Raw genomic sequence first — 25,202 nt, 5'->3', positions numbered from 1 at the left:
CCCCATTCGGGTGACCCAAGGGGCGGACCGGCGGGCGGACGCCCCCGGCCCGGCACCGCACGAGACCGCCCGGCACCAGGGCGCCGGGCGAAGGCCCGCCCGGCGCCCCTCGGACGCCGGGCGGGGCTCAGCCAGATCAGCCCCCCTCAGCGGGTCGACATCTCCCGCAAGGAGGCGAGCAGTTCGGTGCCGTTGGGGACCCCCAGACCGGTGCAGGCGTTCCAGCCGGGGGCGGCGCTGAAGTCACCGTTGGAGCCATCGATGATCTCGCGGAAGCCGCGTGCGGTGTGGCCCGGTGTGGCACCGGCGTACAGCAGGGGGTGGAGCATGCCCAGCGGGCGCCCGAGTGCCTGCACCAGCCGGCAGGTCAGGGCCGCCCAGAGGGGCGCCACGGCACTGGTGCCGCCGATCACCGAGCGGTGGCCGTCCACCAGCACCTGATAGCCGGTGGCCGGATCGGCGACGCCCGACACATCCGGTACGCCACGGCCCGGAGGGCTCCCGTTGTGCGGGACCCCGGCGGTGGTCTGCCACGACGGAAGGCCGAACGCCTCGCTGACACCGCCGCCGGTGGCCCCGCCGCTGGCGCTGCCGCCCCAGACCCGCTCATGGCGTACGTGGCCGGTGGCCGGGTCGGCGTCCAGCCGGGTGCCGCCGCAGGCCAGCGCATGCGGGCTGGAGGCCGGGAAGTCGGTGTGCGGCAGTCCGTCGCCGACCCCGTCCCCGCTGCCGTCGTCACCCGCCGCGGCACACACGGTCACGCCGAGCGCCGCGGCATCGGCGAGCGCCTCGTCGATGACCGCCCGGGCCTGGTCGGTCCAGAACGGCTCGGCGGCGCCCCAGCTGATGCTCAGCGCGGCCGGCGTCGGGGTGTCATGGACGGCCGCGCTCACCGCGTCGGCGAAACCCTGGTCGGTGTTGTGCGCGAAGTACACCTTCTGCTCCGCACCGGGCGCCAGCGCGCCCGCGACCTCGATGTCCAACAGCACCTCGCCGTCGGCGCCGTCGGGGTCCCGGCCCGGCACATTGTGGGCGGTCCCGACCTTCACCGCGGTCACCCGGGGGCTCTTCGGCAGGCCGAGCGAGGCGAAGTAGGTGTCGAGCTCGGACTGGTCGAAGCCGCCGCCGAGTTCGATGATCGCCAGGGTCTGGCCGCTGCCGTCGGTTCCGGGCGGGAAGTGGTAGACCTCGGCCAGCTGCGACGGCTTGTAGGAGATCCGGTGGGCCTTCTTCCTGGCCCGCCGCAGATGCGGACGGGCCTGCGGCCGGTCGTCCAGCCCGAGCACCGCGACGACCACGCCCTCCAGTGCGGCGGGCACCTCCAGCGGGCCCTCGCGGTGGCGGTGCTCGACGGGGTCGCCGCCGGTCGGGTCGGGGCTGGCGGCACGGACCAGCCGGGTCCGGAACGCCGCGGCCATCTCGTCCGCCGTGCCCGTCACCTTGGCCCGGCGGGACGCCAGATCGACGTCGGTCACCCGCACCCCGAGGCGGCCCAGCACCTCGCGGAGCAGCTCGGCGTCGGCCGGGTCCGCACCGTACTGCCGGGCCAGCTCGGCCTGCGGGATCGTCTCGGGCCCCGTGATCAGGTCATGGGGGACCTCCGCCTTGCGACGCAGTACGACGGTGGCCTCGACGGGCTTCGAGCCGTCGAGGGGGCCCGCCGGGCGCGCCCCGGGCGCGGCCGAGCGCTCGCTGCCAGGTACCGGGACAAATCGCTCGTTCATAGCACAAATTATCGACCCGATCGCGGCGGACCTGCACCCCGAGAAGCCCCGACAAGGCGCCCTGGCACCCCGGCGGGCCCCTCCCGAACCACCAGGTCATACGGCCCGGAACTGCGGGAACAGCGGCCCGTAACCACCGCTCGACGGGATCAAAAGGAGCGGGCCCGGGGGCGTAGCCTGCCCCCGAGCCCTGAGATGCCACCTCGTTGCGCACGCCGGCACGGTGCAGAGCGCGGGTCAATCTGATGTCGTCGTGTTCTGCCTTTGAACTACCGCGCATCGAAGAGCTGCGCGGGCCGGACTTGAACCGGCATCCGACGACCGGTGCCCGGCCCGGTCGTTCCGGCGATCGGTGGCGAATACTGAGTCTGGAGCAAGAGTCTGAGATTGAATGCGGTCCGCCTCTGCCGAGTTGGGCCACCGCGGCCCGTAAGTGCCGCGGGGAGGACTTGAACCTCCACTGGAAACCGCATGTCGTCACGACAAGCTTCAGCTTCAGCTCGCGCTCCTCGCGCACCCCGGCCGTAATGAGACGGCCGGGGAGTCATGGTGGCTACCCGAAGAGGTAGCCGAAGACGGCCTCACCCACCCGCTCGTCGGCGACCTCGATGCCGTTGGCCTCTTCACGGGCGAACTTCACCGCCTGCTGCAACTTCTCCACGCGGTCCAGCAGTTCGTTCACCCGCCGCGCGGGCAGCGCGCCGGAGAACTTCACGGTCGTCCAGTAGCCGACCGGAACGTCCTCGTAGTACACATCGACCTGCGCCGGGTGCTTGTCGGTGGCCTCCGCCTTCACGTGGTTACGGGGCACCTTCTTGGTGCGTACGGTCCGCACCGGCTCGGTCTTCCAGGCGTCCGTCGAGGGGTCCTGCGTCCAGGACTCGGACGCGTCCAGCACCGGCAGCTTCCGGATGAAGGTGTGGACGTCGGCGAGCTGCTTCTCCAGGAACAGCAGGTACGACACGGGTACCTGGGTGAGCAGCGTGCGCCCCCCGACCGTGACATCGGCCCGTGCCCTGCGGTTCGCCCAGTCCGGTTTTTCGAAGCGCTGCGGCGCACCCCACGTCAGTCGGTGGACAGGGCGGCAAGGAGGTCGCCGACCTGGGCGTCGGGCAGGTCACGGGCGACGTCGGCCAGCGCGACCATGCCGACGAGGTCGTTGCCGTCGATGACCGGCAGCCGGCGCACCTGGTGGGCGGTCATCGTGCGCAGGATGTGGTGGGTGTCGTCGTCCACGTCGATGGCCACCACCTCGCCCTGGGCCAGTTCCCCCGCCTTGGTGGCGGCGGGCTCCCGCTCCCTGGCCAGGACCTTGAGCACGATGTCGCGGTCGGTGAGCATGCCCCTGAGCTTGTTGTCGCCGCCGCAGATGGGCAACGCCCCCACCCCCAGCTCGGCCATCTTCTTGGCCGCCAGCACCACGCTCTCCTCCAGGCCGATGCACTCCACACCGGCCGTCATGATCTCTCTCGCGCTGGTCATACGCCGTCTCCCGTCTCGCGGAGCAGGGGCGCGTACCCGCGAAGCGGCCGAGGGGGCCCGCACGCGCGGGTACGCAGATACCACTTCACGTCGAAGCGCAGCCGAGCGCGACACAAGCAGGGCTGGCCGGGGCACACCGGTGCCCGGCGGGAGAGCTGTCCGCGGAGAGCGCTTCGAGCAGGCTGCCGGCGTGCAGGTTCGGCAGCGCGCGAGCCACATCGGCCAGCGCCACCATGCCCACCAGCCGGCGACCGTCGATGACCGGGAGGCGGCGGACCTTGTGGCTGGCCATCGTCCGGAAGATTTCGTCCGCGTCGTCGTCCGCGCCGATGGTGATCACGCCCTGCGCGAGTTCGCCGGCCTTCGTCTGCCGGGGGTCCTTGCCCTTGCCGAGAACCTTGATCACGATGTCCCGGTCCGTCAGCACGCCCGTGAGGCTGCCGTCACTGCCCCGAATCGGCAACGCCCCGACGGCCAGCCGGGTGAGCAGGCATGCCGCGTCCAGGACGCTGTCCTCGGCGCCGATGCACTCCACTCCTGGGGTCATGATGTCGCGTGCCACAGGCATAGCGTCCGCCTTGGTGAGGTGTCGGGGTTCAGCCGGGCGCAACGAACCGGAGCGCCGGAAGACGCCTCCCCCAGCCGGTGGGCACCGAACGGCAGGGGTGGGCCGAGCGGGCCGCCCCTGCCGGGGTGCACCGGCGATGCTGTGCTTCCCGCCGTCGGTTGCCGTCAGCGGCCGACGGCCCTGCGCAGCTGCTCCTTGGTCATGGTGGAGCGGCCGTCGATGTGCTTCTTCTTGGCCTCTGCGTAGAGCTGGTCCTTCGTGGGGCCCTGGGCGCCGCGGTGGGAGCGCTCGCCGCCGCGCTGGGAGGCGGACTTCGGGTCGCGGGTCGAGGTCCTGCTCGCGGACTTCGCCTCTCCCGCCCGGGCGCGTTCCTTGTTGACGGTGCGCGCGGCGATCTCCTTCGCGCGCGCCTGGGAGGTCCCGCGCTTTTCGGCGCCCTCCTTGATGTGCTCGTACTGCCGCTCACGCTTACTGCTGGATCCTGCCGGCATCACACACTCCTCATCTCGCGGCCGAGGCCTTCGTCTTCATGGGGCGGGTACCCGCATACCGGCACGAATGCGGGCGCGCCGCTACCAGTCCACGACGAAACGCCTCCCGACGCGACACGAAGGAGAGCGGCGGCGCCCGCACCGGTCCGGCCCGGTGCGTACGGCCTTGCAGGCGGAGAGGGGGCGCGCCCGTTGCTCCATCTCGGCGGCCACGCGGCCCACGGCGTCCTGCGGGGAACGTCTCCATGGGACCGAAGAAGGCGTCGCGGGGCAGGCAGCTCTGCGGCAGCCGCAGGACGCAGCGGTGAGCAGAGGTGACACCGATGGTTGAACGTCAAACAGAGCCCGCTGGGCAGGAGTACGACGCCACGCCGTTTCTTCCCCGGCGCGGCGGCCTGCCGGCCTACCGGCGGGCCGCGGCGCGCTGCCAGGGCTGCCCGCTGTTCCGGGAGGCATCCGGGACGGTCTTCGGGGCGGGTGACACCTCCGCGCGGATCATGTTCGTCGGAGAGCAGCCGGGGGACCAGGAGGACCGGGCGGGAGAGCCGTTCGTCGGGCCGGCCGGACGCCTGCTGCGGGAGGCGCTGCACGAGGCGGGGATCGTCGAGAGCCAGGCGTACTTCACCAATGCGGTCAAGCATTTCAAGTTCGAGGTGGCCGGGCGGGGCAAGCGGCGGATCCACAAGCCGCCGAGTCTGCGGGAGATGTCGGCCTGCCGCCCCTGGCTGACCGCCGAGTTGCGCCTCGTGGACCCCGAGCTCGTGGTCGCGCTCGGTGCGACCGCGGGCAAGGCACTCCTCGGGCCGTCGTTCCGGGTCACGAAGGACCGAGGTGCCCTCCTTCCGCTGCCCCAGGACGAGCGTCAACCGGCCGGCCGAGCAGGGGGGATGGTCGTCGCGACGCTGCATCCCTCGGCGGTTCTCCGGTCCGATGAGCGCGAAACGGCGTACGCGGGACTCGTATCGGACCTCCGGGTGGCCGCCGACGCGTTGGGCTGAGCGGGAGCGACGCCGGGCGCGCGGTGCTGAGCGACCCCCGTCCGCGACGGGGCCGACGTGCGGCTGAGGTGCATGTCCGTCAGCCTGGAGAGGTGTGGAGGGCCGGCCCGAGGCAAGACGGCAGGGAGCGGCGAGGCGGCGCCGGGCTGCGGTGCCGCGGAAGCCCTGGCAGCCGAGCACCCCGGAGACGACCGCGCGCCCGCCGCCCACGCCACCACCTCAGGGCTGCTTCTGCGGCCCCCGGCCCACGCACCTGCGGCCGCCGGGCCTGACGGCCCGCGCACTCGTACCCGGGAGGTCTGCCATGTCGGGTGAAGAACCGGCCCCGAGCAATCCGGTCACCAAGCACCCCCAGCCCGAATTCTCGCAGCAGGACCAGACCCACCCCGGCTGGACGGGGCCGATGGACCCCCCTCCTGATCACGGCGAGGAGTCCTACCGGGGCAGCGGCCTCCTCGCAGGGCGCAAGGCCGTGGTGACCGGGGGCGATTCCGGGATCGGCCGGGCCGTGGCCCTGGCGTTCGCACGTGAGGGGGCGGACGTGCTCTTCACCTTCCTGCCCGCGGAAGAGGAAGACGCTGCGGAAACCACCCGGCTCGTCACCGAGGCAGGGCGCACGGCCGTACCGGTCGCCTGCGACATCCGGGAGGAAGAGCAGTGCCGGCTGCTCATCGCACGCGCGGTGAAGGAGTTCGGCCGGATCGACATGCTGGTGAACAACGCGGCCTATCAGATGTCGCAGCCGGACGGCATCAGTGCCATCAGCACGGAACAGTTCGACCGGGTGATGCGTACGAACCTGTACGGCATGTTCTGGCTGTGCAAGAGCGCGCTGCCGCACATTCCCGAGGGCGGCTCCATCATCAATTCCGCCTCGGTGCAGGCCTACAAGCCCAGCCCGCACCTGCTCGACTACGCGACGACCAAGGGCGCCATCGTCACCTTCACCCAGGGCCTCGCGCAGATGCTGGCCTCCGACGGCATCCGGGTCAACGCCGTTGCGCCCGGCCCGGTCTGGACGCCGCTGATCCCGGCGACCTTGCCGGACACCGCCACGTTCGGCAAGCAGTCACCTCTCGGCCGGCCGGCCCAGCCCGCGGAAATGGCTCCGGCCTACGTCTTCCTCGCGTCCCCGCAGGCGAGCTACATCACCGCCGAGATCGTGAACGCGACCGGGGGGACTCCCTTGCCCTGAGGACCTGAGGGGCCCTGATGTCCTGAGGGGAGTGCGAGTGGGCAGGGGCCGCCGTCCGTCGCTCTCCGGGGTCAGCAAGGACTTCGGGACCGCCCGCCAGGGGCCCGGATAGCGCCTGCCCCGGCGGGTACCCGACCGAAATGGAGACCCTGCGCAACGAAGCATTGACAGTGCATCAGCAACTGGCCGCCGGGAACGGGGTGAGTGGCGCCCTGCTCGCCCTCGTGGGAGTTCTCGTCGTCGCCGTGCTCATCGCGGCCTTTGCCTGGGGGCGTCGTCTCAAGGCTCGTGAGCCGGGCCCACCCAGGCCCGAGGAGCAGCCACGTCTGCCGGCGGACGGCCCCGTGGGATATGCCGTGGAGGACCGCGAGCCGGACGAACTCGCTCCGCGCGACCAACGGCTCACCCCGCACGAGGTGAAGGGCAACGGCATCGAGTCCCGGCGCCACCGGTAGCCGGCCGCGCACGGCACTACGGGCGCCTCATGCAGGTGGGAGGACCTATGGAATCGACTGGCCCACGGCAGGCGGCCCCAGGGCGAGCGGAATCGCCCGAGGAACGGGCCGATCGGCGGTGGAACGAGCTGCTGCAGGAGGTGCGGGTGGTCCAGACCGGTGTGCAGATTCTCTTCGGGTTTCTGCTCACCGTGGTGTTCACTCCCCGGTTCGCCACGCTCCCGCCCGGCGACAAAACCCTCTACGTGGTCACCGTCCTGCTGGGCGCGGCGACCACCGGCACTCTCATCGCGCCGGTGACCTTCCACCGGTTTCTCACCGGGCACCGGCTGAAGCCCGAAACCGTGGTCTGGGCCTCGCGCCTGGCACTTGCCGGCATCGTCCTCCTCCTGGCCACGGTCACCTCTGCTCTCCTCCTCATTCTGCGGATCGCCATGGACAATGCCGCCGTCCCCTGGGTCGTCGCGGGTCTGGTGGCCTGGTTCCTGTTCAGCTGGTTCGCACTGCCCGCCTGGGCTCGCCACCGGCACTCGGCCACCGGCCGGCCGTCAGAAGGCTGAGCGCCGGTGGTGGTAGGGGGAGGGCGTTCGGGTAGCCGCTTCGGGAGGGGCGGGGCACGTCAGGGGGGACGGAGCACGTCGTTCCCGGCGGTTTCGTTTCGTCCCCTCGATGTCGTTTTCTCCGGCCGTATGAAGGGCCGGCCGACTGCGTAGCGACAAGTACCACGCGAGAGGGAGGCACAAGTGAACGTGAACGACGCGGAAGAGGCAGCACAGACCAATCAAGGTGCAGCCCAGGTCCAGGTGGCGGTGACCGATTGCCCGCCCGAAGACGCGCAGACGGTTTTCAGCGCGCTCAACGCGGTCTTCGTCTCCGACCGGGCGACGGACGATGCCCCTCCGGACCCGGCCGGAACCGGGGTGACGGTGTGGGCCGCGACCGTTGACGTGTCGGCGCCACCGGCCGAGGCAGCGCCTCGGCGGCTGACCGCGCCGGTGACGGCCACCGTCCAGGGCGGCTATTGGGCGGTCGACCGCCTGCGCGCCGGCCTGGCGTCGGTTTTCGCGCTCCAAGAGGTCGGTTCGACATCCGGCGACCAGGAGCAGGAGGCGCAGCTGCGTTTGGTGACCCGGCCGATCGCCGCGTAGCCACCTCATGGCGGGCCTGTCGCCCCATGACCTGACGGCCCATCAGCTTAAAGTGATCGATGCGCTCGCCACGTGAGCTGCATCCGGTCAGCGGTGAGCGCCGGGGCGAACCGGCGGTACGTAAGAGCGGTACGTAAGAGAGGCCGGGATGGAGACGTCGACGGACCGGATCGCGGAACCGTGGGGCAGCCGGAGCGCGTACGGCCCCGGTCAGCCCTGGCCGGTTCGCGTGGATGCGCATTTCGCACCGGGGGTCCGCCCGGCCGACGTGGAGCGATGGGTGCCGTCGGCGTCGCTGCTGCACTCCAACGGCGATGCGATGGACATCGCCGTGATCGGCGGCCGGATCGTCGGTGTGCGGGGGCGCGCCGTGGACCGGGTGAATCGTGGCCGTCTGGGGCCGAAGGACCTGTTCGGGTGGCAGGCCAACGCCTCGCCCGACCGGCTGACCCGGCCGCTGGTCCGCGAGGGCGGCCGGCTGGTGGAGTGCGACTGGCCCACGGCGATGGGCCGGGTGGTGTCCCGCTCCCAGCAGCTCCTGAAGGAGCGGGGGCCCGGGTCGGTCGGCTTCTACACCTCAGGTCAGCTGTTCCTGGAGGAGTACTACACCCTCACGGTCCTCGCCCGGGCCGGCATCGGCACCCACCACCTGGACGGCAACACGCGCTTGTGCACGGCCACCGCCGGTGAGGCGCTCAAGGAGAGCTTCGGTACGGACGGTCAGCCGGGCTCCTATACCGATATCGATCACGCCGACACCCTCGCACTCTTCGGCCACAACGTCGCCGAGACGCAAACCGTGCTGTGGATGCGCATCCTCGACCGCCTGGAAGGGCCGCAGCCGCCACGGCTGATCTGCGTGGACCCCCGCCCGACACCTGTCGCCCGCCGCGCGACGGTGCACCTGCCCCTGCGGGGCGGCACCAACGTCGCCCTCCTCAATGCCCTGCTCCACGAAATCCTGCGCACCGGCCGCATCGACCGCGACTTCCTGGCGGCGCACACCGTCGGCTTCGAGGGACTCCAGGCCCAGGTGGCCGCCTGCACCCCGCAGTGGGCTGCCGGAATCTGCGACGTCCCCGCCCGGCTGATCTGCGAAGCCGCCGAAATCCTGGGCAGCGCCGAGCGGTTGGTGTCCACCGTTCTGCAGGGCGTCTACCAGTCCCACCAGGCCACCGCCGCCGCCGTCCAGGTCAACAACCTGCACCTTGTCCGCGGCATGCTGGGGCGCCCAGGGGCCGGAGTCCTGCAGATGAACGGGCAGCCCACCGCGCAGAACACCCGCGAATGCGGAGCCAACGGCGATCTGCCGGGGTTCCGCAACTGGCAGAACGAGGAGCACATCGCCGACTTGGCGCGGGTGTGGAACGTGACGCCGGACCGCATCCCGCACGACCAGCCGCCCACCCCCGCGATGGAGATGTTCCGTTACGCCGAGCAGGGCTCGATCCGGATGCTGTGGATCAGCGGCACCAACCCGGCCGTCTCCCTGCCGGAGCTGCACCGGATCCGTGCCCTCCTCGCCCAGGACCGCCTCTTCGTCGTGGTGCAGGACCTGTATCTGACCGAGACCGCGCAGCTGGCCGACGTGGTCCTGCCGGCGGCCACCTGGGGCGAGAAGACGGGCACCTTCACCAACGCCGATCGCACGGTGCACCTGTCCGAGAAGGCCGTCGACCCGCCGGGCCAGGCCAGGTCCGATCTCGACATCTTCCTCGACTACGCGGCCCGCATGGACTTCCGCGACAAGGCCGGCGCACCCCTGGTGACCTGGCACGATGCGCCGTCGGCGTTCGAGGCCTGGCAGCGGTGCAGCGCCGGCCGGCCGTGTGACTACACCGGTCTGAGCTACGACCGGCTCCGCGAGGCGGGCGGCATCCAATGGCCCTGCAACGCCCAGGCCCCGCACGGCACCGAGCGCCTCTACACCGACGGCATCACCTGGGCCGACCCGGACCTGTGCGAGAGCTACGGCAAGGACCTGGAGACCGGAGCACCGGCCGATTCCACCGCATACCGCTCCCTCAACCCCCAGGGCAAAGCGGTCATCAGGTCCGCCGCCTACCTCCCACCGCCCGAGGACACCTCCCCGGACTTCCCGCTCCAGCTCAACACCGGCCGCACCCTCTACCACTTCCACACCCGCACAAAGACCGGGCGCGCCCCTCAACTCGACGCCGCGGCGCCTGACGTGTGGGCCGAACTGTCCGCCGCCGAGGCCGCGGCACACGCACTGGGCGAAGGCGACCTCATCGAGGTCGCCACGCCCCGCGGCGCCCTACGAGCCCGGCTGAGAATTACCGACATGCGGGACGGCATGGTCTTCGTGCCCTTCCACTACGGCTACTGGGACACCCCTGACGGCCCACCGCCGGCCGGTGCAGGCCGCGCCGCGAACGAAACGACCCCCACCGACTGGGACCCGGCCTCCAAACAACCCCTGTTCAAAACCGGCGCCGCCCGCGTCAGCCTCGTCACCCGCTCCGACGGCACACCCGCGCCCGCGCCGACCACGACCGCCTCCGCACCTGCGTCACCGGGCAGCCTGCCGCCCACCGCGGGCGGGGCGGAGGCGTACGCCACCTACGACGGCTGAGGCCGTCGGAACATTGCCGCAGCTCAGAGAGGACTCTGAGCTGCGGCTCCGAGCAACCCGGGTGGCTTGGCGCCCAGCGATGTGGAGTTCACTCTTGAGGAAGGAGACGACGGTCTGCCAGGACGGGTCGGCGGGGGTAGGCCGTGTGCACCGGCCACGGCGAAACCGTGCGGGTTGAGCTGGGCTGCGACCTTGTCGTCGTCCATGCGGCCGTTGTCGGCCATCCAGCCCGAGCCGTGCGTGAAGATCACCAGGGGGCCGGGCGGCGGGACTGCGGGACGTAGAGATCCAGCATGTGGCCCTGGGTGCCGGCGGGCTGGGCGGGCGAGGTGGGTGCCGACCGCTTCGCCGAGCGAGACACCGGCGTAGGCGCACCGTTCCACGCCGAGGTGGCCGGCGAGGGCAAGCACCACACGCCTTCGCTCAAGCGGATCCCCACCCCGGGGAATCACTCAATGAACGACCATCGGAGGATCGAGTGGCGCAATTTCCCGATTGAAGAACTCGGTGAAATCTTCCCCTCGACGGTAAAGCGCATCGAAGCCTGCGGAAGTTTCCTCAATCGCCCCTTGGTCCGCGATCCGGTTGGCTCCCGCCGCGTTCCCGTCGCCGTCGTAAACCACCTCGTACATGACCTCATCGCCAAGGATCACAACTTCTGGCACAAGGTGATCGACTTCGATATCCGAGATTTTGCGGGCATCCATCACTCGGATACTGTCACCCAATTCCACCCGTAGCCGAAGTACGAACAATTCCCACTGTACGTACGGAGTGACAGGGAACTGTACTACGCGAAGCCGACGCTCCAGAATGCCGAGCTCAGCAGCCTTCCGGAACTGACCAGCGTAGATTTCACGCTTCTCCTCAATCAAGGAGAGCGCTCTATTCCACTCGCCGGCGGCGAAGGCTTCCCAGCTGGGAAAACCTCGCTCCTTGAAATTCTGCCCACGTTCGAGCTTCTTCAGGAAGCGAATGCCACTCTCATAATGGCGACGAAAGTCCTCGTGGTAGCTCGGCCGATCCAAATACTCTGAGATAGTGCGCTGAAACGACTCAAACACTTGGGATATCCGGCTTCGCCGCGACCATCATGCTCCTCGGGATGACCACGAGTCGTTCGTCGTCGCCTACCGATACGCCCGGCGGAAGACTTTTCCCGAGCGAGTTCGTCAGATCCCTGCCAATGATGGCGACATCTCCATTCTCCAGCTCCCAGATGTCGGGGCAGTCGGGGTTATCCGTTGTATGCCCTAACTCCTGCGGGGATTTCCCTAGCCGCCTTTTGAACCGCGTTGTAGGGTCAGCTTCCCACGGCCTGGCCACACAACCACCCCTCTCCTTCGGACGTTCCAGAGCGTATTGAGGTTAGCGCCTGGAGCTCGATGCAGCTAGAGCAAACACTGGACTGGGCAGGAAAAACGGACACATGGCATATGCCATGGGAATACCCTATCGAGGCTCGCTTGCCCGTTCAGTTTGGTGGTGCAACGATGCTGACCTTGAGTGGCCGTAAGGCCCTCACGACTTCGACGGTCGAATTTATGGACTTATAGCAGGAGTCCAGAGCGGTAGCGATTCAACTGGGGGAGCTATGGATCCGGAATTAACATCGTTCACGCAGACCGCTGGAATCACCTTGGTCACTCTGATGGCAACTGACGCCTGGCAGCACACCCGCGACGGATTAACGCGGCTGTGGCAGCGGCTGCAGCCTGACAGAGCGCACATTGTTTCCGATGAATTGGACGCAAGTCGCGAAGAAGTGCTGCGCGCCCGCTCGGCAGCAGACCAAGAGATGCTGAGTGAATTGTGCTTGCAGTGGCAGGGGTATCTCCGCCGGCTGTTGCTCGCCCAGCCAGAGGCCGTTGAGGACCTTCGCAGGCTGCTTGACGACGTCGATCCGGAAGCCGCTGCACAGATCACGCAGAACGGATCTGCATCCGGGCGCGCACGGGTCTATCAAGCCGGCCGAGACATGCACATCAACGAACGATGAGAGGTGCGATGGACGGCCATGCCGAAGATGGCGGCCGCGTCTACCAATCGTCGCGTGACCAACACATCAGCGAGTACCACTATCACAGCAGCGATGACCCTGGCTTGGCCGGCCCGGACTCAGTTCGACGCCCGGCAGTGGGCCGAGCACCCGTGGTTCTGCGCGACCGCGCCGAAGTACTCAATCGCCTGCGGGCGAGTGTCGCGGAAGGAAATGGCGGTCAGGCCTTCGTTCTTCACGGCATGGGAGGCTGTGGCAAAACTGCTGTCGCGCACGCCTTCTTTCAATTCGCTACGGAGGTCAGCGGCCGTGTCGGCCTGTGGGTGAACGCCTCCGACCGTGCGAGCCTGCGCTCCGGCATGCTCGCCGTTGCCGCAGACCGTGGTGCCACGGACGGCGAGCTGTTGGCTGCTCGCAACGGCCTGCGTCCTGGGGCCGACCTCGTGTGGGAACACCTCGACCGATCCGCCGATCCGTGGCTGCTGGTACTGGACAACGCAGATGATCCCGAGATTTTGCGGGATGGAAGCTGGCTGCGTACCAGCCCTGGTGGCATCGTGGTGGTCACGACACGGCGTGCGGCTGCTCGCTGGTGGCCAGGAGCGGAGTTGCAGCACATTGGGGTACTGCCGCGGGAAGACGCCGCACGAGTGCTGTGCGACCTGGCCCCGCAGAGCGGCACGTTGAAGCAGGCTTCGGCGATCGCAGACAGACTCGGTCGACTGCCGCTCGCGCTGACGCTGGCCGGTGGCTTCCTGTCCCACCAAGTGCTCGACCCCTGGACGATGGACGCCTATGGCCGGCACCTCGAGGAAGGAGAGCGTGTCGAGCTCATCGACCAAGGAGCTGACCTCTTGTCGGATGCAGATCCACGTCACCTGGTAGGGCGTACTTGGCAACTCACGCTCGACGCCTTCGAAGCTCGCGGCCTGCCCGAGGCAGTGACACTGCTTCGCTTGCTCGCCCGTTTCGCTTCGGAGCCCCTGCCGCTGACCCTGCTGAATCGTCCTGAAATCAGTGGCGTCCTCCCTCGGGCTCGCACGGAAACGGCACTGCGAGCGTTGCTCGACCAATCGCTTACTGAACTGGTCAACGTTGGCGTGCGGTGTGTGCAAAGCCACGGTGTACTGCTCGACAGCGTCGCTTCCGCCACGCCATCGGATTCGCTGAGCACCCTCAACTCGACAGCTTGCCGACTGTTGGACGTCACGATTCCTCAACTGCCTGACGCCGGCCCGGAAGATCCGCATCTACGGTTGCTCAGCCCCCATGTCCTCGCCTTGTTGCAGCGTGGTGCGACTTCCTCGACACTGGCCGATCTGGTGGGTATCGCGACCCGCTTGGCCACTGCCCTGCACCGTACTGGGGACTACCTGTCTGCCTGGGAGACTGCCCATAGTGCGGTGGCGCTTTCGGAGCAAGTCCTCGGTTCGGAGCATCGCTTGGTTTTGGCTGCGCATTCCAGGGCCGGCCGAGCACTGTTCCGGCTGGGAAAGTATGCGGAGGCTGAGCCGCTACTGCGCCAGGTCCGAAGCAATCAGGAGCGGCTCTTCGGAGCCTGCGACCCGGACACTCTGGACAGTAGCCACGGGCTTCAACTAGTGCTTGGAAACCTTGGCAAGCAGGCGGAAGCTCTGTCCCTGCTCCGCGCCACGATTGCGGGCCGGCAATCGTCGCTCGGGCCTGCACATCCATTGACGATGCGGTCCCGTGCCAGCCTGCTGACGATGCTGTCGGCGGCCGAACTCGAAATGGAAGACAACTCTGCATTGCTTTCCTTGCCGTCGGAATGTGAGCGGCAGCTCGGCCCAGACCACACGGTCACGCTGGGAGCAAGACACAACCACGCATGGGCACTTTACGTACTCAGGCGCTTTGACGAGGCCGATGAGGAGATTCGGCTGGTCGCAGACACGTATGAACGTCGTTTTGGGTCCGACTACCCCATCGCACTTTCGGCGCAACAGCTATATGCTCGAATTCAGCATAAACTCGGCCACTTCGAGGCGGCAGTAAGTCTCATGAATGACGTCACGGAACGGCGGACGAACAGCCTCGGCGCCGACCATCCTTTTACCACTGCCAGCAGGAAGGTGCTGGCCGAGCTCAAGGAAAGTCGACGAAACGCGCCCTGATTCATACATCAGCGGCTCTTACGCGATGCGGCCAATGTGCTTCGAACTTGCGGCCAAGCCCTCCGCCAGGTCGTGCGTCGCCGCGCACCTGCACGCGGGCGGACACGGGGCGAACGATCAACATCAGTACCAGATGGCGACCGGGCGCCCGTCGGCATCGTGCTCGGGCGGGCCCGGGAGGGAGTGCGCGTGGCCGTGGGCGATCCGGTGGGCCGTCCACGCGGCCGCGGCCGCGTCCAGTACGTCGTCCGGCGGGGTGCGCCCCGCGGCCCCCAGGTCGTCCGGGAGGACGACGCCGGCCGCGGCGAGGAGCGAGCGCCGCGTCATCTGCCCCGCCCAGCTCTTCTTGCGGGCCAGCAGCGCCGTTCCCTCCGCCAGGGCCCGGAACGACAACTCCGGATGCACTTCGAAGAGCCGGTCGCCCCCAGGTTCCGTCAAGCAGGCGTTCGCCTCGCGGAGTTTGGACGCGAGTCCCCAGCTCTGGCGGCTCAGCCCGGCCCCGGTGAGTTCGCGGCACCGCCGCTGCGCATCTTCGTACGTCGCCTCCAGCCAAACCGCGCGGGGCGGCACCCGGAATACGCTCCCCCTGCGCGGCCCCAGCAGGGCCGCCGCTTCGGTGTCCGCCCGCCGCCACCCGGTTTCGAGAAGCCCCAGCGGCATGTCCACGGCCACGACCGCGACGCCGCCGGACGCAGCAACGGGCAGGAGGGAGCGCAGGGTCGTGACGGCCCGTGCCTCCGCGAAGCGGCCGTCGCGGAGCTCGACCGTCAGCCAACCACCCGGACAGGCGTCGGCACCGAGGACTGTCACCATGTCAGCCAGTTTCCTGGAACGGGCCCGTCGGGGAATACCCGTACTCGCCGTAGATGCGGACGAAATGAGCGAGGACGACGGTCCGGTTGCGCACGAGTCCCTGGTGTGTCCGCTCATACAGCTCGACGGCCATGCGCCACATGGTCGTACGCAGCTGGTGTGGCTGGGCGCGCACGATGCGGCAACACACACCAATCGACGTATCCCACATCTGAAAGCACTTGCCGCCCCGTAGCATTGGCGCTCGACGCATCACGTCGTTTCAGCGTACGGGTGTTCGCCTCGCGGGAGGGTTCGATGGTTCGTCCTTCACTCTTTGTCGGATCGTCATCCGAGGGATTGCGGATCGCGGAAGCCGTGCAGGTCGTTCTCGACGAGGTGTGCGAGGTGGAGCTCTGAACCCAGGGGATTTTCGGACTCACTCAGGGAACGCTTGAATCCCTCGTCACGGCTCTGCCGCTTTTCGATTTCGCCCTGCTCGTGCTCACCGCCGACGACTTGACGGTGTCCCGCAACGCGGAAAGGCCCACAGCCAGGGACAATGTACTTTTTGAACTTGGGCTGTTCATTGGGGCGTTGGGCCGCGATCGGACCTTCATGCTCTACGACCGCACGCATCCTCCCGCCCTGCCTTCCGATCTGGCTGGAATCACCGCTGCGACCTTCGCTCCTCAAGTCAGCGGAAACCTTGAGGCAGCACTAGGTGCTCCGTGCACGAAGGTTCGCCGGACGGTGGAACGACTGGGAGCCAGGGCAGACAAGCGATTTCGGGATCTGGAGAAGGCCACCAACAGCGTTGAGGACGTCGGCGCAACCATGCAATCGCTCCTCCGTCTCCTGGCCAGGTCTCGCAAGGTAGAGCTGGATATCATCGCGACGCAGTTCGGGCCCATGATCGACTCCCAGAAGCTTCAACAGATGAAACAAGACCTGGCTGATCTGGATCGGACTCTGGACCAGGATTGAACTCGCGGGAAACCGCAGGCCAGGGAGGGAAGCACGGCAGGGGTACGCAAAGGCCCTGACCAAGACGTTCGCCCAGGTCAGGGCCGTAGTGGCGGACGAGTCGGCCTGTACGCCGGGTTCTGTCGCCCCCGGTCCTTGCGGGCCGGGGGGAGACGGCCATCCATCTAGGGCTGTCGTTGCCGGCAGCCTCGTGCGGTCTACCCGCGGACTCGGGCGGGCAGCCCTCGGTCGTCCGCGCAGAGGCATCAGCCGATGCCTCCTCTTGACCTTGCTCCGGGTGGGGTTTACCTAGCCCTCCGAGTCACCTCGGAGGCTGGTGGTCTCTTACACCACCGTTTCACCCTTACCCGCGCCTTGCGGCACGGGCGGTTTGTTTTCTGTGGCACTGTCCCGCGGGTCACCCCGGGTGGGTGTTACCCACCACCCTGCCCTGTGGAGCCCGGACGTTCCTCGGGAGGATCGAAGATCCCCACGCGGCCGTCCGGCCGGCTCGTCCGCCGTGGCGACCATGGTACCCGCAGGCAGCGGCGCCACGGGCCGCGGCCGCGGCCGGTCCCCCGCGGCCGCCCTTGACCTTGTCGCAGCGGCAACGTTTCTACTGAGCGCATGAGAATCGGGGAAAGCTCATGAGAATCGGGGAACTCGCCGCGCTGGTCGGCGTCAGCACCCGTGCGGTGCGCCACTACCACCACCTCGGGCTGCTGCCCGAGCCCGCCCGCCGGGCCAACGGCTACCGGGAGTACGGGCTGCCGGACGCGGTCGCGCTCGCGCGGCTGCGGCGGCTGGTGGAGCTGGGGCTCGGGCTGGACGAGGTGCGCGACGTCCTGGCGGACGACTCCGGGCGGGAGCTGGCCGAGGTGCTGGCCGAGCTGGATGCGGACCTGGCCCGGCAGGAGGAGGAGATCCGGTCCCGGCGGGTCCGGCTGGCCGCGCTGCGGCGGCAGGCGGAGGAGCACAGCGGGCTGCCCGCCGAGGGGCCCGTCTCGGACGAGTTGGCCGCGGTCTTCGGGGAGATGGCCCGTACCTCGGCCGCCCGCCCCGGCCCGGAACCCGTCATGGCGGCGAAGGAGCGGGAGGTGCTGGCGCTGCTCGAATCGACGGGGCAGGAGGCCGGGCGCCGGCGGATGGCGGAACTGTTGGGACAGCTGACCGCGGAGCCGGGGGCGATGGAGCGGATGTACGAGGTGTACGGGCTGCTCGATGCGCTGGCGGAGGCCGCGCCGGACGACCCGCGGGTGGCGCAGGCCGCTCAGGCGCTCGCCGACTGCGTTCCGGACGCGGTGGCCGCGGAGCTCGCCGTACCGGGCCGAGAGGGGGCGGCCGGGCCGGGCGCGGCGGCGGAGGGCGGCTTTCTGGCGGCGGTCCACGCGCAGTTCACGCCCGCGCAGTCCGCGGCCGTACGCGAGGCGGTCCGGCTGATCACGGAGCGTGCGGGGTGAGCCGGGGCGGTGCGCTGCGGCGGCTGGCCGCGCACGAGGGGCGGTGGCTGGTGAGTCTGGTGTGGTGGGTGGCGCGGCGGCGGATCGGGGTGGCGTCCGGCGAGCGGGCTCTGGGATATGCGGCGGCGCAGGCGGCGTTCGTCTACGGGCTGGCGTTCGTGTGTGTGGTGGAGACGGTCGGGATGAGTGTGCTGTTCGCCGGCGAACCGGTGGTGCACGGGGTGCTGTTGGTGCTCGATGTGTACACCGTGCTGATGGTGCTGGGCTTACAGGCCGCGGCGGTCACCCGGCCGCATGTGCTGGGGGCCGGTGTCCTGTGGCTGCGTGACGGGGCGCGGCGGGAGCTTCGGATACCGGTCGGGCGGATCGCCTCGGTGCGTTACGACCTGCGGTTCAGCAGGCAGGAGGCCCGGGCCGGTGACGGGACGGCTGCGGGGGTGGCGGAGTTCGCCGTGGGCGGGCAGACCTCGGTCACCGTCGAGCTGGCCGAACCGGTCGTGGTGGTAGGGCTGTTGGGGCGGCGGGCGACGGTGGGCACGGTGCGGTTCCATGCGGATGATCCCCGGGCAGCGGTGCGAGCCGTACGGGAAGACATGGCGGGGGCGGATGACGGCCCGGTGGCTGGAGGGGCGGGCGGCACGCGGCCGTGAAGGGGGCGAGCGTCACGCCGCCGTGAAGCGGACCGGGCGGTGGCCCGGTTCGGCCTCGGTGAGACGGACCGGGATACGGCGGCCGAGCGGCAGCGCGGGGCCTTCCGGGGCGGCTTCGACGGGGCCGATGACGGCGGGGTCGACGAGGTGGACGGTCCCGTGGGTGGGGTCCGTCTCCTGGATCTCCACGACCAGGCCCTCGAAGACCTCCCCGATCCGGTCGCGCAGCAGCGCCGCCTCGACGAGGTCGACACAGGCCCGCTCGACCTGATTGGCGTGCTGGGTGCCCAGCTCCATCTCCCGGGGCAGCGCGGCCAGCGCCCCGCGGACCCAGGAGGGCGGGTCGGCGCCGGCCGAGGCGGCCAGGCACAGCTCGGAGGTGTAGCGGTCGACGAGCCGCCGCAGCGGCGCGGTGGCGTGCGCGTACGGGGCGGCGACCGCGGCGTGCAGGGCCTCGTGCGCCGGGGGTGCGGTGCCGTCGAAGGCGGTGTAGCCGGCGCCGCGCAGCAGCGCGGTGCACTCCTGGAGGAACGCGGCGTGGGCGGGGCGACGCGGGTCGAGGGCGCGGATCAGCGCCGCGTACGAGGTGTGGTGCGGCCAGTCGACGCCGAGCGCGCGGGCGGTCAGCCGCAGCCGGGCCACCGAGCCGTCCGGGGCGGTCGGCAGCGTACGGAGGATGCCGGTGCCGGAGGCCAGCATCAGCTCGGCCGCGGCCATGCCGGTGAGCAGCGAGATCTGCGCGTTCCAGCCGTAGGCCGGGAGCGGGGCGCGGTATTCGAGGCGGTAGCAGCCCTCCTCCTCGACGATCTCCTGCTCGGGGACGTTCAGGGAGATCGCGCCCCGGGCGACCTCCAGCTCCTCGCGCAGCAGCCCGATCTCGCGGAGCAGGGCGAGCGGCTCCTCGGCCGTACCGTCGTCGAGGATCCGCTGGACACCGGCGTAGTCGAGCCTGGCGCGGGAGCGGACCAGCGCGCGGCGGACCCGGACGCCGGCCAGGGCGCCGTCCGCGTCGAGGTCGAGCTGCCACAGGACGGCCGGGCGGTCCCGGTCGGGCAGCAGGCTGGCGGCGCCCTCGCTCAGCGCGTACGGATACAGCGGGACCCGCTCGTCGGGGAAGTAGAGGGTGGTCACCCGGTGGTGTGCCTCGGCGTCCAGGGCACCCCCGGGGGTTACGAACGAGGCGACGTCGGCGATGGCGTAGTGGACGCGGTAGCCTCCGCCGGTCTTCGCCCCGGAGGACCCGCGGCCGGGGCGGCGGGAGAGGAACATCGCCTGGTCGAGATCGAGGGAGCCGGGCGGGTCGAGGGTGAAGAGCGGGAGGTCGGTGGCGTCCTCCAGGGTGTGCTCGGTCGCCACCGCGCCGTCGGCGGCCGGGATCCGCGGGGCGCGGGCCGCGCTCTCCGCCTCGGCCTGTGCCGTGGGCGGGAAGTGATCCGGGATCTCCAGCCGTCCGCGCAGCTCGTGCAGCGCCACCCGCAGCGGGGCCTCGGCTGCGTCGGTCACGTGCATGTGGAGACGGGGCATGAAACCGAGCGTATGGCGGGTGGCCGCTCCCGGCGCGGCGTGCGGTGCGGCACCGGTCCCCCGGCGGGCGGTGCGGCACCGGTCCCCCGGCGGGCGCGCGGGTTCCGTACCGGCCCGCCGCAGGCCATACGCTTTCCCGGGGCCGCACCCCCGCCCGTACCGCCGCGAAGGAGAAACACCGTGCTCGTGCTGTTGCCGCCGTCCGAAGGGAAGGCCGCGGGAGGGAAGGGGGCGCCGCTGGACACCGGGGCGCTGTCGCTGCCGGGGCTGACCGCGGCGCGCGAGGAGGTGCTCGGGGAGCTCGTCGAGCTGTGTGCCGCGGACGAGACCAAGGCCCAGGAGGTGCTCGGGCTCAGCGAGGGCCTCAAGGGCGAGATCGCCAAGAACGCGGGGCTGCGGACGGCGCCGGCCCGGCCGGCCGGGGAGATCTACACCGGGGTGCTCTACGACGCGCTCGGCCTGGCGTCCCTGGACGCGGCGGCGCGCAAGCGGGCCGAGCGCTCGCTGCTGGTGTTCTCGGGGCTGTGGGGCGCCGTGGGGGTCGGCGACCGGATTCCGTCCTACCGCTGCTCGATGGGGGTGAAGCTGCCGGGCCTGGGCGCGCTGGGCGCGTACTGGCGGGCGCCGATGGCCGAGGTGCTGCCCGCGGCCGCCGTGGACGGGCTGGTGCTCGATCTGCGGTCGGCGGCCTATGCGACGGCGTGGAAGCCCAAGGGCGAGCTGGCCGGGCGGACCGCGACGGTGCGGGTCCTCCAGTCCAAGATCGTGGCCGGGGTGGAGAAGCGGACGGTGGTCAGCCACTTCAACAAGGCGACCAAGGGGCGGCTGGTGCGGGATCTGCTGTCGTCGGGGCGTGCGCCGGACGGCCCGGCCGAGCTGGTGGAGGCACTGCGGGAGCTGGGCTATGCGGTGGAGGCCCAGGCTCCGGCGAAGGGCGGGAAGGCCTGGGCGGTGGATGTGATCGTGACGGAGGTGTAGGCGGGGGCGGGGGACGGTACGGCGTGCCGGGGGCGGGAGCCGGTACGGCCTGGCGGGCACCGGCACCGGCTGCGACACGGCCCGGCGGCGGGCACCCGATGCTTGACGGTTGCAGCATGTGCAACGCTCGTTGCGGAGAGTGGGTGTGCCTGCGCACCATGGGCGGCGTGACCAGCAACGCCGCCGCGCCCGCTCCCCCGTCGGTGCTCGGGTTCGCGCCCGTCCTCCCCGTCGTGGTGGTCCATGACGCCGCGGACGCCGTGCCGCTCGCCCGGGCACTCGTCGCGGGCGGGCTGCCCGCGATCGAGGTGACGCTGCGGACGCCCGCCGCGCTGGACGCGCTCCGCGCCATCGCCGACGAGGTCCCGGACGCGGTGCCGGGCGCGGGCACCGTGCTGTCCCCCGCGCAGGCCGGGGCGGCCCGTGCGGCCGGCGCCCGGTTCCTGGTGAGTCCCGGGTGCACGCCCCGGCTGCTGGGGGCGATGAAGGACTCGGGGGTGCCGTTCCTGCCGGGCGTCTCGACGGCGTCGGAGGTGGTGACCCTGCTGGAGGAGGGCCTCACCGAGATGAAGTTCTTCCCGGCCGAGGCGGCGGGCGGCACCGCCTATCTGGCCTCGCTGGCCGCGCCGCTGCCGCAGGCCCGCTTCTGCCCGACCGGCGGGATCGGCCCGGCGTCGGCACCGGCCTACCTGGCCCTGCCGAACGTCGGCTGCGTCGGCGGCTCCTGGATGCTGCCGGCCGGGGCGACGGCCGCCAAGGACTGGGGCCGGGTGCGCCAACTCGCCCGGGGCGCGGCGGCGTTGGCGGTCTGACGGCCGCCGTACGGGAAAGGGCCCGGCACCCGGGTCTTCCGAGGCGGCGGGCCCCTGCACGTACGGAAACGGCGGTCTGGCCCGGGGCGTGCAGGACGTCCCCGGGTGTCGGGACGCCCCGACTGCCCTGCCGCCAGGGGCTGTCCAGCGGCTCCGGGCCAGTCCGGTGGTCCCCGGCGCCTCAGGCCCTACCGCAAATGCGCCGTCTCATTCAGCAGCCGCACCGAGGCATTGCCGTCGGAGTAGTAGGCGACGGCGGAGAGGGAGGCCGCGGAGAGCTCCATCCGGAACAGCGCCTCCGGTGGGGCGCCCAGGGCCAGCCGGACCAGGGTCTTGACCGGGGTGACATGGGTGACCAGCAGGACGGTGCGGCCCGCGTACCGGGCCAGGAGCTTGTCCCGGGCGACGGCGACCCGGCGGGCGACCGCGGCGAAGGACTCGCCGCCTCCGGTGGGCTCCGCTTTCGCGGAGGCGAGCCACGCGTCGAGATCCTCGGGGTAGCGCTCGCGCACCTCGGCGAAGGTGAGACCCTCCCACGCCCCGAAGTCCGTTTCCCGCAGGCCCTCCTCGATCCGGACCTCCAGACCGAGCCGGGCCGCGACGGCCTCGGCGGTCTCCCGGCAGCGTCGCAGCGGTGAGCTGACGACGGCCTGGATCGTGCCGCGGGCGGCGAGCGCGGTGGCGGTCGCCTCGGCCTGGCGGCGGCCGGCGGCGGAGAGTTCGGGGTCGGTGCCGCCGCTGCCGGAGAAGCGCTTCTCCGGCGTGAGCGCGGTCTCGCCGTGCCGCAGCAGGACGAAGGTGGCGGGCGGGCCGAGGTCGGGGCCCCAGCCGGCCGACGGCGCCTCCGCCGCCTCGTCGGCCGCCTCCGCGGAGGCGTCGGCGGCCCGGGCGGCGGCGCTGCGGGCGGGCGCCGCGGTGTCCAGCGCCGCCCGGGAGTCGCGCGGCTCCCACTGCTTGCCCGATTTCCCGGCGTCCATCGCCTCGTTGGCGAGCCGGTCGGCGTGCTTGTTCTGCGCGCGGGGGATCCACTCGTACGACACCCGGTCGGCCGGGAAGACCGACCGGGCCTCGGCCGCCAGCGGCTTCATGTCCGGGTGCTTGATCTTCCAGCGCCCCGACATCTGCTCGACGACGAGCTTGGAGTCCATCCGCACCCGGATGTCGGCCTCGGGATCCAGCGCGTGCGCCGCCCGCAGACCGGCCACCAGGCCCTTGTACTCGGCGACGTTGTTGGTCGCCGTACCGAGGAACTCGGCGGCCTCGGCGAGGGCTGCGCCGGTTTCCGGGTCGAGGACCACCGCGCCGTAGCCGGCCGGCCCCGGGTTGCCCCGGGAGCCGCCGTCCGCCTCGACGATCAGGGTGCGGGCCATGGCCTACAGGCCCGAGTCGGGCGTACGGACCAGGATGCGGCTGCAGTTCTCGCAGCGCAGGACGGTGTCGGCGGCGGCCGCGCGGACATCGTTGAGCTCGGTGATGTTCAGCTCCAGGCGGCAGCCCTCGCAGCGGCGCTGGTAGAGGCGGGCCGCGCCGACGCCGCCCTCCTTGGCGCGGATCTTGTCGTAGAGCTTGAGGAGATCGGCCGGGATGTCGGCGACGGTCAGCTCGCGCTCCTTGGCGACCGTCGCGCGCTCCGCCTCGATCTCGGCGAACGCGGCGTCCCGGCGCGCGGTGGCGTCGTCGACCTTGGCCTGGATGGCCTCGACCCGGGAGGTGAGCTCGGTGACCCGCTCCTGGGCGGACTCCCGGCGCTCCATGACCTCCAGGACGATGTCCTCCAGGTCGCCCTGGCGCTTGGCCAGCGAGGCGAGTTCGCGCTGGAGGTTCTCCAGGTCCTTGGGGGAGGTGACGGCGCCGGAGTCCAGCCGCTTCTGGTCGCGGGCGGCGCGCTGGCGCACCTGGTCCACGTCCTGTTCGGCCTTGGTCTGCTCGCGGCTGGTGTCGCTCTCCTCGGTCTGTGCGGCGACGAGCAGGTCGCGCTGCTGGAGGAGGTCGGCCTCCAGAGTCTGCAGCTCGGCCAGCTCGGGGAGGTTGTGGCCCCGGTGGGCGAGCTGGGTGAGCCGGACATCCAGGGCCTGGATGTCGAGAAGGCGGATCTGGTCGGCGGGCGCGGCGTTCAGCGTGGGGCTCCTGTGGTGTGCGTCGGGGTGAAGAGAGGGGTGGACGCCGCGTGGGCGGTCCAGGGGTCGGTGACCGTACGGGAGACATGCGTGCGCAGTCCCCAGTCGTGCCGGTCGGAGACCGCGTCGAGCTGGGCCGCGGCCTGCTCGCACCACGGCCACTCGGTGGCCCAGTGGGCGGCGTCGAGCAGCGCCGGCGGGCGGTCTCCGGTGGTCTGGACGGCCTCGGAGGCCGGGTGGTGGCGCAGGTCGGCAGTGAGGAAGGCATCCGCACCGGCCGCCCGTACGGCGCCGAAGAGGCTGTCCCCGGAGCCGCCGGAGACGGCGAGGGTCCGGATCTCGCGGTCCGGGTCGCCGGCCGCCCGGATGCCCTGCGCGGTGGCGGGCAGCCGGCCGGCCGCGTACGACGCGAGCTCGGCCAGCGTCATCGGATGCGGCAGCTCGCAGATCCGGCCCAGGCCGCGGCGGCCCGCCGGATCGTCCGGATCCGGCACCAGCGGGCCGAGGATGCGCAGATCCAGGGCACCGGCCAGGGCGTCGGAGACACCGGGGTCGGCGGTGTCGGCGTTGGTGTGCGCGACGTGCAGGGCGATGTCGTGCTTGATCAGGGTGTGCACGACCTTGCCCTTGAAGGTCGAGGCCGCGACCGTCGTCGTCCCGCGCAGATAGAGCGGATGGTGGGTGACGAGGAGGTCGGCGCCGAGCCGCACCGCCTCGTCGGCGATCTCCTGGACCGGGTCGACGGCGAACAGCACACGGCGGACCTCGCTGCCGGGATCACCGCAGACCGTGCCGACGGCGTCCCACCCTTCGGCCCGCTCGGGGGGCCAGAGGGCGTCGAGCGCGGAGAGGACTTCAGACAGTACGGGCACGGGTGGAAGGTTACCTCCCAGCTGCGACACCGCGCGGGTCGTCCTGCGCGGGGGCCCGCGGCCACGGTCGGGGGTGCGGCGGGACCGTCGTATCGGGCCTGCCACCCCGCGGTCGGCGGGCCGATGCACAACCGTTCCGTCTGGGACCGGCGAACCGGACAACTGCCATCCTTATGCGTGAAGTGCGGCAACTCGCCCTGTTCGGCCGGACGTGCGAAACCTACCTTCGGTTGCCGACTG

At 70.7% G+C, this 25,202-nt stretch carries 24 protein-coding genes, 1 other RNA gene and 2 pseudogenes; 13 read left to right on the top strand and 14 right to left on the bottom strand.

The window, feature by feature from the left end:
• Nucleotides 1–146: 146 nt before the first annotated feature.
• From CPH93_RS24855 to CPH93_RS24830, 5 genes and pseudogenes are all read right to left on the bottom strand, one after another.
• A complete protein-coding gene (locus CPH93_RS24855) occupies nt 147–1,724 on the bottom strand; it encodes a S53 family peptidase (RefSeq protein ID WP_096214126.1) in 1,578 nt (525 codons plus the stop codon).
• A 553-nt stretch (nt 1,725–2,277) separates the two neighbouring features.
• A pseudogene (locus CPH93_RS24845) lies at nt 2,278–2,757 on the bottom strand (DUF7873 family protein); the annotation flags it as partial.
• A 32-nt stretch (nt 2,758–2,789) separates the two neighbouring features.
• Complete coding sequence (locus tag CPH93_RS24840) at nt 2,790–3,206, bottom strand: CBS domain-containing protein (RefSeq protein ID WP_093482894.1); 417 nt, start codon at nt 3,204–3,206, stop codon at nt 2,790–2,792.
• Between the two features lie 157 nt (nt 3,207–3,363).
• Nucleotides 3,364–3,774, bottom strand: a pseudogene (locus CPH93_RS24835) (CBS domain-containing protein); the annotation flags it as partial.
• Between the two features lie 164 nt (nt 3,775–3,938).
• Nucleotides 3,939–4,265 (bottom strand): plasmid stabilization protein, encoded by a 327-nt coding sequence (locus CPH93_RS24830; protein ID WP_093482896.1) that lies wholly within the window; start codon nt 4,263–4,265, stop codon nt 3,939–3,941.
• A 323-nt stretch (nt 4,266–4,588) separates the two neighbouring features.
• Between CPH93_RS24830 and CPH93_RS24825 the strand changes: the two genes are divergently transcribed.
• From CPH93_RS24825 to CPH93_RS24800, 6 genes are all read left to right on the top strand, one after another.
• Nucleotides 4,589–5,263, top strand: coding sequence for a UdgX family uracil-DNA binding protein (locus CPH93_RS24825; protein WP_096214125.1), 675 nt, complete (start codon nt 4,589–4,591; stop codon nt 5,261–5,263).
• A gap of 304 nt (nt 5,264–5,567) precedes the next feature.
• Complete coding sequence (locus CPH93_RS24820; protein WP_096214124.1) at nt 5,568–6,458, top strand: SDR family oxidoreductase; 891 nt, start codon at nt 5,568–5,570, stop codon at nt 6,456–6,458.
• Between the two features lie 140 nt (nt 6,459–6,598).
• On the top strand, nt 6,599–6,913 hold the full coding sequence (locus CPH93_RS24815) for a DUF6479 family protein (protein ID WP_231976949.1): 315 nt from the start codon (nt 6,599–6,601) through the stop codon (nt 6,911–6,913).
• 47 nt (nt 6,914–6,960) lie between these two features.
• The gene (locus CPH93_RS24810) at nt 6,961–7,473 is read left to right on the top strand and encodes a DUF6328 family protein (protein WP_096214122.1); all 513 of its coding nucleotides are present in this window, start codon (nt 6,961–6,963) and stop codon (nt 7,471–7,473) included.
• A 183-nt stretch (nt 7,474–7,656) separates the two neighbouring features.
• Nucleotides 7,657–8,061 carry a hypothetical protein gene (locus CPH93_RS24805; RefSeq protein WP_443031402.1) on the top strand — a complete coding sequence of 135 codons (405 nt, stop codon included), beginning with the start codon at nt 7,657–7,659 and terminating at the stop codon, nt 8,059–8,061.
• Nucleotides 8,062–8,209: 148 nt separating this feature from the next.
• Complete coding sequence (locus CPH93_RS24800; protein WP_096214121.1) at nt 8,210–10,657, top strand: molybdopterin oxidoreductase family protein; 2,448 nt, start codon at nt 8,210–8,212, stop codon at nt 10,655–10,657.
• A 452-nt stretch (nt 10,658–11,109) separates the two neighbouring features.
• On the opposite strand, the gene CPH93_RS24795 is transcribed toward CPH93_RS24800, so the two are convergent.
• Together CPH93_RS24795 and CPH93_RS36935 are read right to left on the bottom strand one after the other, a co-directional pair.
• Nucleotides 11,110–11,721 carry a DUF6879 family protein gene (locus CPH93_RS24795; RefSeq protein ID WP_096214120.1) on the bottom strand — a complete coding sequence of 204 codons (612 nt, stop codon included), beginning with the start codon at nt 11,719–11,721 and terminating at the stop codon, nt 11,110–11,112.
• A complete protein-coding gene (locus CPH93_RS36935) occupies nt 11,714–11,983 on the bottom strand; it encodes a hypothetical protein (protein WP_078568756.1) in 270 nt (89 codons plus the stop codon). Before CPH93_RS36935 ends, CPH93_RS24795 begins: the two co-directional genes overlap by 8 nt.
• 268 nt (nt 11,984–12,251) lie before the next feature.
• On the opposite strand from CPH93_RS36935, the gene CPH93_RS24785 reads away from it, so the two are divergent.
• Nucleotides 12,252–12,656 carry a hypothetical protein gene (locus CPH93_RS24785; protein WP_096214119.1) on the top strand — a complete coding sequence of 135 codons (405 nt, stop codon included), beginning with the start codon at nt 12,252–12,254 and terminating at the stop codon, nt 12,654–12,656.
• A gap of 8 nt (nt 12,657–12,664) precedes the next feature.
• A complete protein-coding gene (locus CPH93_RS24780) occupies nt 12,665–14,791 on the top strand; it encodes a tetratricopeptide repeat protein (protein ID WP_096214118.1) in 2,127 nt (708 codons plus the stop codon).
• 123 nt (nt 14,792–14,914) lie between these two features.
• Here the strand turns inward: CPH93_RS24780 and CPH93_RS24775 are convergent, their stop codons facing one another.
• Both CPH93_RS24775 and CPH93_RS37330 read right to left on the bottom strand, forming a co-directional pair.
• Nucleotides 14,915–15,604, bottom strand: coding sequence for a DUF429 domain-containing protein (locus CPH93_RS24775; protein WP_096214117.1), 690 nt, complete (start codon nt 15,602–15,604; stop codon nt 14,915–14,917).
• Between the two features lies 1 nt (nt 15,605).
• The gene (locus tag CPH93_RS37330) at nt 15,606–15,737 is read right to left on the bottom strand and encodes a hypothetical protein (RefSeq protein ID WP_269460120.1); all 132 of its coding nucleotides are present in this window, start codon (nt 15,735–15,737) and stop codon (nt 15,606–15,608) included.
• 275 nt (nt 15,738–16,012) lie between these two features.
• Here CPH93_RS37330 and CPH93_RS24765 point away from each other — a divergent pair, with 275 nt between their 5' ends.
• Nucleotides 16,013–16,570 (top strand): TIR domain-containing protein, encoded by a 558-nt coding sequence (locus CPH93_RS24765; protein WP_096214115.1) that lies wholly within the window; start codon nt 16,013–16,015, stop codon nt 16,568–16,570.
• A gap of 92 nt (nt 16,571–16,662) precedes the next feature.
• Here CPH93_RS24765 and rnpB read toward each other — a convergent pair.
• Nucleotides 16,663–17,063: RNase P RNA component class A (gene rnpB / locus CPH93_RS24760), an RNA gene on the bottom strand.
• Nucleotides 17,064–17,196: 133 nt separating this feature from the next.
• Here rnpB and CPH93_RS24755 point away from each other — a divergent pair.
• Both CPH93_RS24755 and CPH93_RS24750 read left to right on the top strand, forming a co-directional pair.
• Nucleotides 17,197–18,009 (top strand): MerR family transcriptional regulator, encoded by an 813-nt coding sequence (locus CPH93_RS24755; RefSeq protein WP_096214114.1) that lies wholly within the window; start codon nt 17,197–17,199, stop codon nt 18,007–18,009.
• A complete protein-coding gene (locus CPH93_RS24750) occupies nt 18,006–18,659 on the top strand; it encodes a hypothetical protein (protein ID WP_096214113.1) in 654 nt (217 codons plus the stop codon). Before CPH93_RS24755 ends, CPH93_RS24750 begins: the two co-directional genes overlap by 4 nt.
• 12 nt (nt 18,660–18,671) lie before the next feature.
• On the opposite strand, the gene CPH93_RS24745 is transcribed toward CPH93_RS24750, so the two are convergent.
• Entirely contained in the window at nt 18,672–20,183 is a 1,512-nt protein-coding gene (locus tag CPH93_RS24745) for an RNB domain-containing ribonuclease (protein ID WP_159395050.1), read from the bottom strand.
• 180 nt (nt 20,184–20,363) lie between these two features.
• Here CPH93_RS24745 and yaaA point away from each other — a divergent pair, with 180 nt between their 5' ends.
• Nucleotides 20,364–21,161: a peroxide stress protein YaaA gene (yaaA, locus tag CPH93_RS24740; RefSeq protein WP_096214112.1), complete on the top strand. Its 798-nt coding sequence runs from the start codon at nt 20,364–20,366 to the stop codon at nt 21,159–21,161.
• 158 nt (nt 21,162–21,319) lie between these two features.
• On the top strand, nt 21,320–21,973 hold the full coding sequence (eda, locus tag CPH93_RS24735; protein WP_096215579.1) for a bifunctional 4-hydroxy-2-oxoglutarate aldolase/2-dehydro-3-deoxy-phosphogluconate aldolase: 654 nt from the start codon (nt 21,320–21,322) through the stop codon (nt 21,971–21,973).
• A gap of 188 nt (nt 21,974–22,161) precedes the next feature.
• On the opposite strand, the gene CPH93_RS24730 is transcribed toward eda, so the two are convergent.
• The 3 genes from CPH93_RS24730 to CPH93_RS24720 are packed head-to-tail and all read right to left on the bottom strand — an operon-like array spanning nt 22,162 to nt 24,962.
• Entirely contained in the window at nt 22,162–23,343 is a 1,182-nt protein-coding gene (locus CPH93_RS24730; RefSeq protein ID WP_096214111.1) for a bifunctional RNase H/acid phosphatase, read from the bottom strand.
• Nucleotides 23,344–23,346: 3 nt separating this feature from the next.
• Nucleotides 23,347–24,090 carry a zinc ribbon domain-containing protein gene (locus CPH93_RS24725; RefSeq protein ID WP_186831796.1) on the bottom strand — a complete coding sequence of 248 codons (744 nt, stop codon included), beginning with the start codon at nt 24,088–24,090 and terminating at the stop codon, nt 23,347–23,349.
• Nucleotides 24,087–24,962, bottom strand: a complete 876-nt coding sequence (locus CPH93_RS24720) for a Nif3-like dinuclear metal center hexameric protein (RefSeq protein ID WP_173909876.1) — start codon at nt 24,960–24,962, stop codon at nt 24,087–24,089. The genes CPH93_RS24725 and CPH93_RS24720 overlap by 4 nt, the downstream gene beginning before the upstream one ends.
• Between the last annotated feature and the right edge of the window lie 240 nt (nt 24,963–25,202).

Source organism: Streptomyces sp. 2323.1, assembly GCF_900221035.1.
GTDB lineage: Bacteria > Actinomycetota > Actinomycetes > Streptomycetales > Streptomycetaceae > Streptomyces > Streptomyces sioyaensis.
This window is presented reverse-complemented; position numbering and strand designations above follow the sequence as displayed.

What these genes read in the sequence shown, in the direction of transcription:
- CPH93_RS24855 (WP_096214126.1), bottom strand. Translation starts at nt 1,724, where the DNA reads ATGAACGAGCGATTTGTCCCGGTACCTGGCAGCGAGCGCTCGGCCGCG.
- CPH93_RS24840 (WP_093482894.1), bottom strand. Translation starts at nt 3,206, where the DNA reads ATGACCAGCGCGAGAGAGATCATGACGGCCGGTGTGGAGTGCATCGGC.
- CPH93_RS24830 (WP_093482896.1), bottom strand. Translation starts at nt 4,265, where the DNA reads ATGCCGGCAGGATCCAGCAGTAAGCGTGAGCGGCAGTACGAGCACATC.
- CPH93_RS24825 (WP_096214125.1), top strand. Translation starts at nt 4,589, where the DNA reads ATGGTTGAACGTCAAACAGAGCCCGCTGGGCAGGAGTACGACGCCACG.
- CPH93_RS24820 (WP_096214124.1), top strand. Translation starts at nt 5,568, where the DNA reads ATGTCGGGTGAAGAACCGGCCCCGAGCAATCCGGTCACCAAGCACCCC.
- CPH93_RS24815 (WP_231976949.1), top strand. Translation starts at nt 6,599, where the DNA reads ATGGAGACCCTGCGCAACGAAGCATTGACAGTGCATCAGCAACTGGCC.
- CPH93_RS24810 (WP_096214122.1), top strand. Translation starts at nt 6,961, where the DNA reads ATGGAATCGACTGGCCCACGGCAGGCGGCCCCAGGGCGAGCGGAATCG.
- CPH93_RS24800 (WP_096214121.1), top strand. Translation starts at nt 8,210, where the DNA reads ATGGAGACGTCGACGGACCGGATCGCGGAACCGTGGGGCAGCCGGAGC.
- CPH93_RS24785 (WP_096214119.1), top strand. Translation starts at nt 12,252, where the DNA reads ATGGATCCGGAATTAACATCGTTCACGCAGACCGCTGGAATCACCTTG.
- CPH93_RS24780 (WP_096214118.1), top strand. Translation starts at nt 12,665, where the DNA reads ATGGACGGCCATGCCGAAGATGGCGGCCGCGTCTACCAATCGTCGCGT.
- CPH93_RS24775 (WP_096214117.1), bottom strand. Translation starts at nt 15,604, where the DNA reads ATGGTGACAGTCCTCGGTGCCGACGCCTGTCCGGGTGGTTGGCTGACG.
- CPH93_RS37330 (WP_269460120.1), bottom strand. Translation starts at nt 15,737, where the DNA reads ATGGCCGTCGAGCTGTATGAGCGGACACACCAGGGACTCGTGCGCAAC.
- CPH93_RS24755 (WP_096214114.1), top strand. Translation starts at nt 17,197, where the DNA reads ATGAGAATCGGGGAACTCGCCGCGCTGGTCGGCGTCAGCACCCGTGCG.
- CPH93_RS24745 (WP_159395050.1), bottom strand. Translation starts at nt 20,183, where the DNA reads ATGCCCCGTCTCCACATGCACGTGACCGACGCAGCCGAGGCCCCGCTG.
- eda (WP_096215579.1), top strand. Translation starts at nt 21,320, where the DNA reads ATGGGCGGCGTGACCAGCAACGCCGCCGCGCCCGCTCCCCCGTCGGTG.
- CPH93_RS24730 (WP_096214111.1), bottom strand. Translation starts at nt 23,343, where the DNA reads ATGGCCCGCACCCTGATCGTCGAGGCGGACGGCGGCTCCCGGGGCAAC.